Annotated in this window: 10 protein-coding genes; 5 read left to right on the top strand and 5 right to left on the bottom strand. The window is 73.6% G+C overall.

Annotated features, from left to right (window positions below):
* Positions 1-6 precede the first annotated feature (6 nt).
* Positions 7-864 (top strand): glycosyltransferase family 2 protein, encoded by an 858-nt coding sequence (locus tag WBN91_RS26190; protein WP_337723671.1) that lies wholly within the window; start codon positions 7-9, stop codon positions 862-864.
* On the opposite strand, the gene WBN91_RS26195 is transcribed toward WBN91_RS26190, so the two are convergent.
* A complete protein-coding gene (locus WBN91_RS26195) occupies positions 865-1,341 on the bottom strand; it encodes a hypothetical protein (RefSeq protein WP_337723670.1) in 477 nt (158 codons plus the stop codon).
* A 157-nt stretch (positions 1,342-1,498) separates the two neighbouring features.
* Between WBN91_RS26195 and WBN91_RS26200 the strand changes: the two genes are divergently transcribed.
* Both WBN91_RS26200 and WBN91_RS26205 read left to right on the top strand, forming a co-directional pair.
* A complete protein-coding gene (locus tag WBN91_RS26200) occupies positions 1,499-2,578 on the top strand; it encodes an NDP-sugar synthase (RefSeq protein WP_337723669.1) in 1,080 nt (359 codons plus the stop codon).
* Positions 2,571-3,458 (top strand): DNA-3-methyladenine glycosylase family protein, encoded by an 888-nt coding sequence (locus tag WBN91_RS26205; RefSeq protein ID WP_337723668.1) that lies wholly within the window; start codon positions 2,571-2,573, stop codon positions 3,456-3,458. Before WBN91_RS26200 ends, WBN91_RS26205 begins: the two co-directional genes overlap by 8 nt.
* A 1-nt stretch (position 3,459) precedes the next feature.
* Here WBN91_RS26205 and WBN91_RS26210 read toward each other — a convergent pair whose 3' ends face one another.
* Genes WBN91_RS26210 through WBN91_RS26225 form a run of 4 tightly spaced genes read right to left on the bottom strand, consistent with a single transcriptional unit; the run spans position 3,460 to position 7,107 of the window.
* Positions 3,460-4,002 carry an NUDIX hydrolase gene (locus WBN91_RS26210; RefSeq protein ID WP_337723667.1) on the bottom strand — a complete coding sequence of 181 codons (543 nt, stop codon included), beginning with the start codon at positions 4,000-4,002 and terminating at the stop codon, positions 3,460-3,462.
* Positions 3,999-5,333, bottom strand: coding sequence for a coenzyme F420-0:L-glutamate ligase (locus tag WBN91_RS26215; RefSeq protein ID WP_337723696.1), 1,335 nt, complete (start codon positions 5,331-5,333; stop codon positions 3,999-4,001). Before WBN91_RS26215 ends, WBN91_RS26210 begins: the two co-directional genes overlap by 4 nt.
* Positions 5,326-6,291, bottom strand: a complete 966-nt coding sequence (gene cofD, locus WBN91_RS26220) for a 2-phospho-L-lactate transferase (RefSeq protein WP_337723666.1) — start codon at positions 6,289-6,291, stop codon at positions 5,326-5,328. Before cofD ends, WBN91_RS26215 begins: the two co-directional genes overlap by 8 nt.
* A gap of 48 nt (positions 6,292-6,339) precedes the next feature.
* The gene (locus tag WBN91_RS26225; RefSeq protein WP_337723665.1) at positions 6,340-7,107 is read right to left on the bottom strand and encodes a site-2 protease family protein; all 768 of its coding nucleotides are present in this window, start codon (positions 7,105-7,107) and stop codon (positions 6,340-6,342) included.
* A 427-nt stretch (positions 7,108-7,534) separates the two neighbouring features.
* Here WBN91_RS26225 and WBN91_RS26230 point away from each other — a divergent pair, with 427 nt between their 5' ends.
* Together WBN91_RS26230 and WBN91_RS26235 are read left to right on the top strand one after the other, a co-directional pair.
* Entirely contained in the window at positions 7,535-7,843 is a 309-nt protein-coding gene (locus WBN91_RS26230; RefSeq protein WP_246029932.1) for a WhiB family transcriptional regulator, read from the top strand.
* A gap of 63 nt (positions 7,844-7,906) precedes the next feature.
* The gene (locus WBN91_RS26235) at positions 7,907-11,170 is read left to right on the top strand and encodes a glycosyltransferase family 2 protein (protein WP_337723664.1); all 3,264 of its coding nucleotides are present in this window, start codon (positions 7,907-7,909) and stop codon (positions 11,168-11,170) included.
* Positions 11,171-11,382 lie beyond the last annotated feature (212 nt).

Here is an 11,382-nt window from a genome sequence, read left to right on the forward strand (position 1 = left end):
GCCGCCGTGACGCGCTACGGAGACGGACTGGCGGTCGTGACCGTCACCTACTCGCCCGGCGAGACCTTGGACACGTTCCTGTCCACCCTGAAGGACGCGACCACCCGTCCCGTGCGGGTCGTGCTGGCCGACAACGGGTCGACCGACGGAGCGCCCGAGCGCGCGGCGGCGGCGTCCGACGAGGTGACCTTCCTGCCGACCGGGGGCAACCTGGGCTACGGCGCGGCGGCCAACCGGGGTGTCGCGTCGCTGCCCGACGAGTACGGGTGGGTGGTCGTCGCCAACCCCGACGTCTCGTGGGACGCGGGTGCCCTGGACGTGCTGCTGGAGGCCGCCAAGCGGTGGCCGCGGGGCGGCGCCTTCGGCCCGCTGATCCACGAGCCGAGCGGCGAGGTGTACCCGTCGGCGCGGCAGCTGCCGTCGCTGGGGCGCGGGCTGGGGCACGCGGTGTTCGGCAAGATCTGGCCGGGCAACCCGTGGACGCGGGAGTACCGGCAGGAGACCGCGGCGGTGCGGGAGCGCCCGGCCGGGTGGCTGTCGGGGTCCTGCCTGCTGCTGCGGCGGGAGGCCTTCGACTCGGTGGACGGGTTCGACCCCCGGTACTTCATGTACTTCGAGGACGTCGACCTGGGCGAGCGGCTGGGCCGGGCCGGGTGGCTGAACGTCTACGTGCCGGACGCGTCGGTCACGCACATCGGCGGGCACTCGACGTCCCGCATGTCCAACCGGATGCTGGCGGCGCACCACAGCAGCGCCTACCGCTACTTGTCGGACCGGCACCAGGGGCCGTTGTGGGCTCCGCTGCGGTTCGCGGTCCGCACGGGCCTGGGACTGCGCCTGCGCCTGGTGACCCGCCGGTCCTGATCAGCCGTTGAGGCGCTGGGACAAGCCCTGCGGGGGTTGCTCCGGTCCGCCGGAGAGGCGCTGGGACAGGGACGGCCGGGAGGTCGACACCTGCTGGACCGTGGGCACCGGACCCGGGGCCACCCGCAGCTCCGGCTCCTGCTGGGGCGCGGGCTGCTGAGCGGGCATCGGCTGGGTCTGCGGCGCCTGAGCCTGAGCCTGGGGCTGGGGTGCTTGTGGCTGGGGTGCCTGCGGCGGGTGCGCGGCGATCGGCTGGGTCTGCGGGGTGAAGGGCCCGCCCGCCGCCGTCTGCGCCGACAGGACCATCGTCGAGTCGGGGTCCGCCATGCGGGGGTCGGCGGCGTTCACCATTGATCTCGGGATCTGCTGGGTGGCCGACGAGTCCATCGGGCTCGTCATGTTGTCCGGGGTGACGACGTGGATGCCACGTGCACGAGCACGGGCGAGCGCCGCGTCGGCCCGAGCGCGGGGGTCCATCCGGATCTCTCCTGCGTTTCCCTTGGGCCGGCTCGCGGGAGCCGGCGGTGCCGATCGGTGACGCTCCGCGACACGAGACCTGCGGCCGTGTCGTCAAGGTGCTCGTGCCAGAGTATTCGCATCCACGAGCGGAAGTAAGCGGAGGAGGAAAAACGGCATGTCGGAGCTGCAAGGCGCCGAGGCGGTGGTTCTGGTCGGGGGCAAGGGGACCCGGCTGCGGCCACTGACGCTCTCCGCCCCCAAGCCCATGCTGCCCACGGCGGGGGTGCCGTTCCTCACGCACCTGCTGTCCCGCATCCGGGAGGTCGGCATCACGCACGTGGTGCTCGGCACGTCCTACAAGGCCGAGGTCTTCGAGGAGCACTTCGGGGACGGCTCGACGCTCGGGCTGGAGCTGGAGTACGTGGTCGAGGAGGTGCCGCTGGACACCGCCGGCGCCATCCGCAACGTCGCCCACCTGCTGCGCGAGCCCGACGTGATGGTCTTCAACGGTGACATCCTGTCCGGTGTGGACCTGCGTGGCGTGCTCGACACCCACCGCACCAACGACGCCGACGTCACCCTGCACCTGGTGAAGGTGGAGGACCCGCGCCGGTTCGGCTGCGTGCCGACCGACGCCGAGGGCCGGGTGACAGCGTTCCTGGAGAAGACCGAGAACCCGCCGACCGACCAGATCAACGCCGGCTGCTACGTCTTCAAGCGCTCGGTGATCGAGGCCATCCCCGCCGGCCGGCCGGTGTCGGTCGAGCGGGAGACCTTCCCCGGGCTGCTGGAGTCCGGCGCGCGCCTCCAGGGCCACGTCGACACCTCCTACTGGCTGGACCTGGGCACGCCCGCCGCGTTCGTGCAGGGCTCGGCGGACCTGGTGCGCGGGGTCGCGCCGTCCGCCGCGCTGCCCGCCGCGCCGGGTGACGCGATCGTGCTGGGGGACACGAAGGTGGACGAGGGCGCCCGGCTGACCGGCGGGTCGACCGTGGGCGTCGGGTGCACCGTGGCCTCCGGCGCCGTGGTGGACGGGGCCGTGCTGTTCGACGGCGCGGTGATCGGCGAGGGCGCGGTGGTCGAGCGCAGTGTGATCGGGGCCAACGCCCTGGTGCAGGCCGGCGCGGTGGTCAAGGACGCCGTGATCGGCGACGGCGCGGTGGTCGGCGCCCGGTGCGAGCTGATCGGCGGCGCGCGCGTGTGGCCCGGGGTCGTGCTGCCCGAGGCAGGGGTGCGGTTCTCGACCGATGCGTAGGACGTGGCGGCCGGAGTTCCCGCTGGACGTGGGCGCCGTGCTCGGCCCCCTCCGGCGGGGACCCGGTGACGTCGCGTTCCGCGCGGTCGGGGGTGTCTGGCTGACCGCGAACACGCCGGTCGGGCCGGGCACCCTGCACATCACGCGCTCCGACGCCGTCGAGGCGCAAGCGTTTGGCGAGGGTGCGGAGTGGCTGCTCGACGGCCTGCCGGCGCTGCTGGGCGCCGAGGACGACGACTCGGCCTTCAAGTGCCACCACCCGCTGATCGCCGAGACCCGGCGCCGGTCGCCGGGCGTCCGCCTGGGGGCGACCGGGCGGGTGTGGGACTGCCTGCTGCCCGCGATCCTGGAGCAGAAGGTGACCTCGATCGAGGCGCACCGGTCCTACAGCCGGCTGTGCCGCCGGTTCGGCACGCCCGCGCCGGGGCCGGTGACCGGGATGTTCGTGCCGCCGACGCCCCGGGCGGTCCTGTCGATCCACGACTGGGAGTGGCACAAGGCCGGGGTGGACGGGGCGCGGCGGCGGGCGTTGATCGCCGCCGCCCAGGTCGCGCACCGGCTGGAGGACGCGGCGTCGCTGCGCGGCGAGGCCGGTCGGGCGCTGCTGTGCAAGGTGCCCGGCATCGGCGTGTGGACGGCGGCCGAGGTGGCGCAGCGGGTGTGGGGCGACGCGGACGCGGTCAGCTTCGGCGACTTCCACCTCGCGGGCCTGGTCGGCTGGGCGTTGCTGGGCCGGCCGCTGGACGACGACGGCATGGCCGAGGTGCTGGCGCCCTACTCGCCCCAACGCCACCGGGCGGTCCGGTACGTGGAACTTTCGGGCGCGCGCAAACCCCGCTTCGCCCCGCGCTTCTCGCCCCGCGACTACCGGGCGATCTGACTCACCGGGCGATCTGGACCAGGGCCGCGTCGATCATCGGCCGCAGGTCGTCCACGTCCTCGGGCAGCGCGTCCAGCGGCCACCACTGGAGGTCCACCGACTCTTCGCTGCGCACCGCAGCGGCGTCGACCGGCGCCCGCACCACGAACCTGACGTCGAAGTGCCGCGTGGGCACGCCCAGCGAGCACGTGATCGGGTGCACGTCCAAGTGGACCGGCGTCGGGTCGATGGTCAACCCCGCGATCCCGGACTCCTCGGTCGCCTCCCGCAGCGCCGCCCCGGCCAGCGTCTCGTCGGACGGCTCGCAGTGCCCGCCCAACTGCAACCACCGCCCCACCCGGGGGTGCAACGTCAGCAGGGTCCGCTCGCCCGAGGCGTCCAGCACCAGCGCGGACGCGGTGATGTGCCCGGGTTCGCAGGACCGCTCACACCCGTCCGGCCGCGCGGCCAGGAAGCCCAGGTACGCCTGCCGCAGCGCCTCCTGGCCGCGGTTCGGCGCGCGCCAGGCGGTCAGCACCTCGACGGTGTCGGCGTGCAGGCTCACAGCTCCACGAACCCTTCCTCGACACCCCGCGGCGGACGCGGCGCCAGCGGCTCGACCGGGTGGCCCACCGCCACCGCGCCCAGCGGCTCCCACGTCTCCGGCAGGCCCAGGACGTCCCGGACCACGTCCGGGCAGAAGATCGTCGACGACACCCAGCACGACCCCAGGCCCTCGGCCGCCAGCGCCACCAGCAGCCCCTGCACGGCCGCGCCGCCGGCGATGGTGAACATCGTGTGCTCCGCCGCCGTCCGGGCCGCGTCCGGGTAGCTGTGCGCCCCCTCGGCCACCAGGAACGGCACCACGATCTCCGGCGCCGCCCGCAGGAAGTCGCCGCGGGCCACCCGCCGCTCGATCCGCTCCTCGGACCACCCGTCGGCCCGCAGGTCGGACCGCCAGCGCTCCAGCATGGCGTCCAACAAAGCGACCCGGCGCTCTCGCAGGTGCACGAACCGCACCGGCCGCGTGTGGTGCGGGGCGGGAGCGGTCAGGGCCGCGCCCACCGCGCGCCGCAGCACGGACAGGTCGACCGGGTCGGCCGTGAACGACCGCACGGACCGGCGCACCAGCACCGCCTCGGCCCGCCCCTGCGCCACCGCCTCCTCGACGCCCAGCCGGAACATGTCGTCCTCGATCGGCCGCACCAGGTCCCGCGCCGACGACCCGTCGTCCGCGACCGGGAGCCCCCGCACGACGGCCACCGGCACCGCCCCGAGCTTGCCCTTGACCAGGTCCGCGGCGGCGGCGACCTCGTCGGCCACGGCCACCTCGGTCACCAGCAGCTCGTTGCCCTGCGCGTCCACCGACCCGGCGTACCGGTGCAGCACGGCCAGCCCGGACGCCCCGATCGCCGCGTCGGTCTGCCCGACCCGCCACGCCCGGCCCATCGTGTCGGTGACCACGACGGCCACCTCGACGCCCAGCGCGGACCGCAACGCCGCCCGCAGGGCCGCCGCCGAGCCGTCCGGGTCCACCGGCAGCAACGCGATCTCGTCGCCGGACACGTTCGAGGCGTCCACGCCCGACGCGGCCTGCACGACGCCCAGCTTGTTCTCGGTGATCAGCGTCCGGCCGCGCCGGGCGATGACCCGCACGGCCTCCGCCTCGACGTAGGACCGGCGCACGGCGTCGCGCTGCTCGGGGTCGGCCGGCACGGACACCAGCCGACCCTCTACTTTGGACAGCACCTTGCTGGTCACCACGACCACGTCACCGGATTCCAGCCACGGCGCGGCCGACGCCAGCGCGCCGGCCAGGTCGTCGCCCGGCCGGAACTCCGGCAACCCGGTGACCGGCAGGACCGTGATCGCGCCGCGGGCGGCGTGGTCAGCCAACGCCGACACCCGCCAGTTCCAGCGCCGCACGGGCCATCGCCGCCGTCGCGTCCACATCGGACATCAGCAGCGGCACCGCCCGCACCGCCACGCCCGGCACGTCGCACCGGTCGCCGGTGTGCACCAGCCACCCGTCCAGCACGCCGCCCTCGGTGGTCTTGCGCGAGCCGTAGAGCCGGCCCACCGCCTCCGCCGAGGTCTCCACGCCGATCGCGGTCAGGCACGCGTCCGCCATCCCGCGCAGCGGCTTGCCGCCGATGATCGGCGACAGGCCCACCACGCCGGCGTCGGTCTTGCGCAGCGCGTCCCGGACGCCCGGCACGGCCAGGATCGTGCCGACGCTGACCACCGGGTTGGACGGGGCCAGCAGCACCGCGTCCGCCTCCAGGATCGCGTCCACCACGCCCGGCCCGGCGGTCGCGGTCTCCGCGCCCACGGACGCGAAGGACTGCGCCGGCAGTGACGCGCGGTGCTTGACCCACCACTCCTGGAAGTGGATCGCCCGGGTCTCGTCACCCTCCGACACGACCACGTGGGTCTCCACCCGGTCGTCGGACATGGGCAGCAGCCGCACGCCCGGCTGCCACCGGTGGCACAGCGCCTCCACCACGGCCGACAGGGGGTACCCCGCGCGGAGCATCCGCGTGCGGACCAGGTGGGTGGCGATGTCCCGGTCGCCGAGGCCGAACCACGTCGGCTCCGCGCCGTACTTCGCCAGCTCCTCCTTGACCGTCCACGACTCGTCCGCCCGGCCCCAGCCGCGCTCGACGTCGATCCCACCGCCCAGGGTGTACATGCAGGTGTCCAGGTCCGGCGTGATCCGCAACCCGTGCATCCACACGTCGTCCCCGGTGTTCACCACCGCGGTGATCTCGTGCTCAGGGGCACTCAACAACGACTTGAGGCCGACGAGGAACCGAGCCCCGCCGACCCCTCCCACCAGTACGACGACCTTCACGGGACGCCATCCTCCCACCGGGGCCGCGAGGCCCCCTCAGCGCCCGCCTCAGCGCCAGAACATGAACGTGCCCTGCCCGAGCCCGGCCCACAGCTCCTCGCCGCCGACCAGTCCGAACACGGCGTAGGACAGCCGGAAGAAGATCGCCGCGACCGCCGGGAACGCCAGCAGCACCGCGAACAGCACCAGCGGCGCCCACGGCCGGGCCTTCGCTCCGAACTGCTGCGCCTGGTAGGACATCCACGGCTCGATCACGCCCCACCCGTCCAGGCCCGGCACCGGCAGCATGTTCAGCACGAACGCCAGCACCTGGAGCAGCGCCAGGTACGACAGCGCGGCCGACAGCCCCGCGGGCGGCTCGAACACCAGCACGGACAGGCTCAGCAGCGCGCCGAGCACCAGGTTGCTCACCGGCCCGGCTAGCGACACCAGCGATTCGACGCGCTTGTTGCGCAAGGCGTGGTGGTTGATCCACACCGCGCCGCCGGGCAGCGGGATGCCGCCGAACGCCAGCAGCACCAGCGGCAGCACGAGGGACATGATCGGGTCGGTGTAGTGCCGGATGTCCAGCGTCAGGTAACCGCGTGCTTTCACCGCGTAGTCGCCGCCGCGGTAGGCGACGACGGCGTGCCCGAACTCGTGCAGGCACAGGGAAACCGCCCACCCGCCGAGGATGAACAGCACGGTGCCCGCGATCACCACGGGGTCGTCGAAGGTGCTGTTCTGGTCGCCGAACAAGGTCATCACGGCGCCTGCCACCGTGATCGCGAGCAGGCCGAGGAACAGTGGACTGGGTCGCACCGCTGATCGCTTCACCCCACCAGTGTGGCCTTTCGGCTCGACCACCCGACAAGGCAGGCGGCTTTGGACCGCTCCGGCGGCGGGACCGCGCGCCGACCCGCCCGCGCGAGCCGTGCCCCCGCCCGCGCTCGCCCGTCGCACCCCGCACCCGCGTTGACAGCACTCGAATGCGCCGCCCGCGCTTGCCCGTCGCGCCCGCACCCGCAGACCGGCGTGCTCGGCCGTTCGGGCAGGGGTTGTCGCTCGGTGTGCCGTGTGAATCACCGTCTGTGCTGCCAGTCAAGGTTTTCGCCGCCGATCGCGCGAATATCCCCCGTCCTGTGGACTCGGCTTGACCGGGTGTTGTGACACAGGTGTAATCACATCGGTGTCATTCGTCGTTGTGGGGACGGCGAGTGGTGTCCGCCAACCGGGGAGAGCGGAAGGCGAGGAGGCGGACGGTATGCGGGAATTCGACGGGGGTCGCAACGTGGACGGGGACGCGCCGGCGCGGGAGTCGGTGGTGTTCACGGAACTCTTCGACGCGACCGACGAGCAGGACTGGCAGGAGCGCGCCCTGTGCGCGCAGACCGACCCGGAGGCGTTCTTCCCGGAGAAGGGCGGCTCGACGCGCGAGGCCAAGCGGATCTGCTTGGGCTGCGAGGTGCGCTCCGAGTGCCTGGAGTACGCGTTGCAGCACGACGAGCGCTTCGGGATCTGGGGCGGGTTGTCCGAACGGGAGCGGAGGAAGCTCAAGAAGCGCGCCGTGTGATCGTTCCGCCGCGTCCTGCCTTACCGTGTCGTCCACGGGTTGTCGGACGGACGGGAGCGGCACTTGACGAGCGGCGCCACTCCACGGCTGCGCACCGTGCCCGTGCTCGCCGTGCTGGTGTGCCACGACGGCGACCAGTGGCTGGGCACGGCCCTGTCCGCGCTGCGCCGGCAGCGCCCCCGGCCCCGGCACGTGATCGCCGTGGACACCGGGTCGATCGACCGGACCGCGAAGATCCTCGCCGAGGCGGCGGAAGGTCCCGATCGGGTGATCGACGGGGTGCTGACGCTGTCCCGCGGCACGGGCTTCGCCGAAGCGGTGCACGCGGCCGTCGACCACGCGGTCGCGCGGTGGGGTGACCCGGGCGCCTGGCTGTGGCTGCTGCACGACGACTGCGCCCCGGACCCGGACTGCCTGTCCCTGCTGCTGACCGCCGCCGAGGTGTCGCCGTCGGCAGCTGTGCTGGGGCCGTTGAGCCTGGACTGGGCCGACCCCCGGTTGGTGGTCGAGGCCGGGCTGTCCACGGACTCGTCCGGGCACCGGCAGACCGGCATCGGCGGCGTGGAGTTCGCGGGGGCGTTCCAGCAGAGCACCGAGGCGCTGGCGGTGTCGTCGGCGGGCTCGCTGATCCGGCGCGCGGTGTGGGAGTCGCTGGACGGCTACGACCGGAAGCTGCCACTGCTGCGCGACGACATCGACTTCGGCTGGCGCGCCAACCGCGCCGGGCACCTGGTGCTGTCGGTGCCCGTGGCGCGGATGCGGCACGTGCGCGCGATGTCGCGCGGGATGCGCAAGCTCGACGCGGCCGTGGCCCGTCCCGGCCCTTCGCTGCGCGGGGTGGACCGGGCGCACGGGCTGCGGACGTTCCTGGCCAACTGCGGCGGCTTGGCGTTCCTCCTCGGCGTGCCCCGACTGGCGGTGCTCGGCGTGTTGCGGGCGCTGGGTTTCCTCCTGGTGCGGAGGTTTTCCGACGCGCACGCGGAACTGGGCGCCGTCGGGTACGTCCTGGGTGGACGGGCGGGGCTGCGCGCGGCGCGGGTGGCGCGCCCGGCGAAGGGCGTGGTGCGCGGGCTGTTCACGACGCGGATCACCAGGCTGCGCAACGCGATCCGGGGCGCGTCGGCCTACCTGATTCGCCGGCGGGTCGAGGCGGACGCGGCACTGGGCCGGCTGCCGGAGGACGACGTGCGTCCCGTCGCGTGGTCGCCACCGTCCGAAGTGGAGCGTCGAGTGGTCGGCCCGGCGGCGCTGCCCGCGGGCGTGCTGTCGCGGCGGCGTCCGGTCCGGGTGACCGGCGGGCTGCGGCGGCCGGCCACGACCGTGCCGGTGGAAGCCCCGCTGCGGGGTTCCCTGCGCCCGTCGCCGCGCCCGCGCCCCTCGCCCGTGCCGCGCGGTGGGTCCGTGGTGTTCGTCGAGGTCGACCGGACGCGGATGCTGTGGTCGCTGGTCCTGGGTCCGCCGCTGGTGCTCGTGCTCGGGTTGGTGGTCTTCGGGATCCTGGCCAACGCGACCCGCATCGGGCTGGACCTGTCCGGCGGCCGACTGCTGCCCGTGCCGTCGTTGGCGGAGGTGTGGTCGGAGTACCTGGCGGCGTGGCACCCGGTGGCCGGCGGGACGTCCGCCCCCGCGCCGGCGGCACTGGCCGTGCTGGGGACGCTGGGCGTCCTGATCGGCCCGAGCGCGGCGGTGGCGGTCCTGCTGATCGGCAACGCACCGCTGGCCGGGCTGTCGGCGTACCTGGCCACGCGGCGGCTGCCCGTGCGGCGGCCGGTGCGGGCGGTGGTCGCGGCGGCGTACGCGCTGGTGCCGGCGGCCACGTCGGCGGTCAGCCAGGGGCGGCTGGACGTCGTGGTGGTGCACGTCCTGATGCCGGTGGTGTTCGCCGGGGTCTTCGCCGTGCTGCGGGGCGGGTCGGGGCCGTCGTGGCTGCCGGTGGCGTCCGGGACGGCTTTGGCGTTGGCGGTTTTGGGCGCGTTCTCGCCCTTGGTGCACGCGCTGGTGGCCGTGGGTGCGTTGGTCGGGTTCGTGGCGGTGCCGGGGCGGTCGGGTGATGGGCGGCGGCGGGTGGCCGGGCTGTTCATCGTCGTGCTGCTGCCGATGGCCCTGTTGATGCCGTGGCCTGCGGTGGTGTTGCAGAACCCGTCGGTCGTGCTGCACGGGGTGGGCGCGTTCCTGCCGACTGATCCGGTCGGTGTGGTGGACCTGCTGACCCTGCGGCCGGGTGGGCCGGGTGCGCTGCCGTTCGTGGGTGGCGTGGTGGTGCTGTTCGCGCTGTGCGCGGTGGTGTTCCGGTTCTCGCGGCGGATGCTGCCCGGGTTGGTGGTGGTCGTCGGGGCCGGACTGGCTGTGGTCGTGCTGCGGACGGTTGGCGTGACGCCTGTGGTCGGTGGTCCGGCCGTGCAGGGGTGGACCGGTGCGCCGCTCGTGGTGGTGTCGTGGGGCTTGCTGTGGGTGGTTCTTGCGGCGTGCCGGCGCGACGCCCGTCCGATGCCTGCGGTGCGCGGTTTCGCCGTGGGTGGGGTCGTGGCTGTCGCCGCTCTGGCGTGCTGCGGGTTCGCCGGGATGAGGTCCGGGCCGCTGACGGCCTCCGGTGCTCGGCTGCCGTCGACCGTGGAGCAGGAACTGCCGAGGACTGGGCGGTCTGTGCTGGTCCTGGGCACCCCGACCCGGCAGGTGGCCGGCCGGATGCCGTCGTTTGGCGACGACGACCTGATCCCAGTGGCCGGCGCGACCACCCGCCTGGATCGATGGCGCCGAGACCTGACCGGTGGCGACCCCAAGGCAGCCCGAACGGCATTGGCGCAGGCAGCAGCGTCGGGCGTGGCCTTCGTGGTGACCGAGGACCGGCCATCGGGTCAGAGGATGCGGGACGCCCTGGGGGACCTGGTGGCCGTCGCACCTCCCATGTCGGATGGACGGCCGGTGTACCGGGTGCAGTTGGCGGCCGGCAACGCGGTGCTGCTGTCCCCCGAGTTGGCACGCAGGGCGAGGACTGGCGGCACCCCGCCGGACTCCCTGGGGGTGCCCGGCATCGCTCCCGTTGAGTCGGCACCGCCTGAGGTGGGCGTCAGGGTGTCGGAGGGGCCGGAGGGGCGGTTGTTGGTCGTCGCGGCGGAGGAGGAGCCGGGGTGGTCGGCGACGGTCGACGGGCGGCCGGTGGCTGTTGTGCGGGCTTGGGGACATTTGGTGGGGGTGCCGGTGCCGGCGACGGCGTCGGAGGTGCGGATCGAGGCGTCCAGCACACTGCGCGAACTCCTGCTTCTGGTTCAGGCTGCCGCCGCTTTGTTCACCGTTCTGACCGCGATACCGTCCAGACGCCGCGCATAACGCCGAGCTCTTAGGCGTGCACAACCTCAACAAGCTTTTCAGGATCTTTGAACGCGACGCTTCGCTCTCGAGCTGAACGCGCTTCGCGCTCTCAAGATGAAAAGCGGCGCTCGCCGCGCGGCAGGCCCCCGGGGTGGGAAGGGCGTCGGTTTCTTTCCCCGTCCGGCCTGCCGGAGGCAACCACGCTTGGCCCGTTTGTGCAACCGGAAAAG

This window comes from Saccharothrix sp. CCNWYY140 (genome assembly GCF_037401995.1).
Classification (GTDB): domain Bacteria; phylum Actinomycetota; class Actinomycetes; order Mycobacteriales; family Pseudonocardiaceae; genus Actinosynnema.

Coding starts and splice junctions, on each gene's coding strand:
- WBN91_RS26230 (WP_246029932.1), top strand. CDS start 7,535: ATGCGGGAATTCGACGGGGGTCGCAACGTGGACGGGGACGCGCCGGCG.
- WBN91_RS26205 (WP_337723668.1), top strand. CDS start 2,571: ATGCGTAGGACGTGGCGGCCGGAGTTCCCGCTGGACGTGGGCGCCGTG.
- WBN91_RS26195 (WP_337723670.1), bottom strand. CDS start 1,341: ATGGACCCCCGCGCTCGGGCCGACGCGGCGCTCGCCCGTGCTCGTGCA.
- WBN91_RS26200 (WP_337723669.1), top strand. CDS start 1,499: ATGTCGGAGCTGCAAGGCGCCGAGGCGGTGGTTCTGGTCGGGGGCAAG.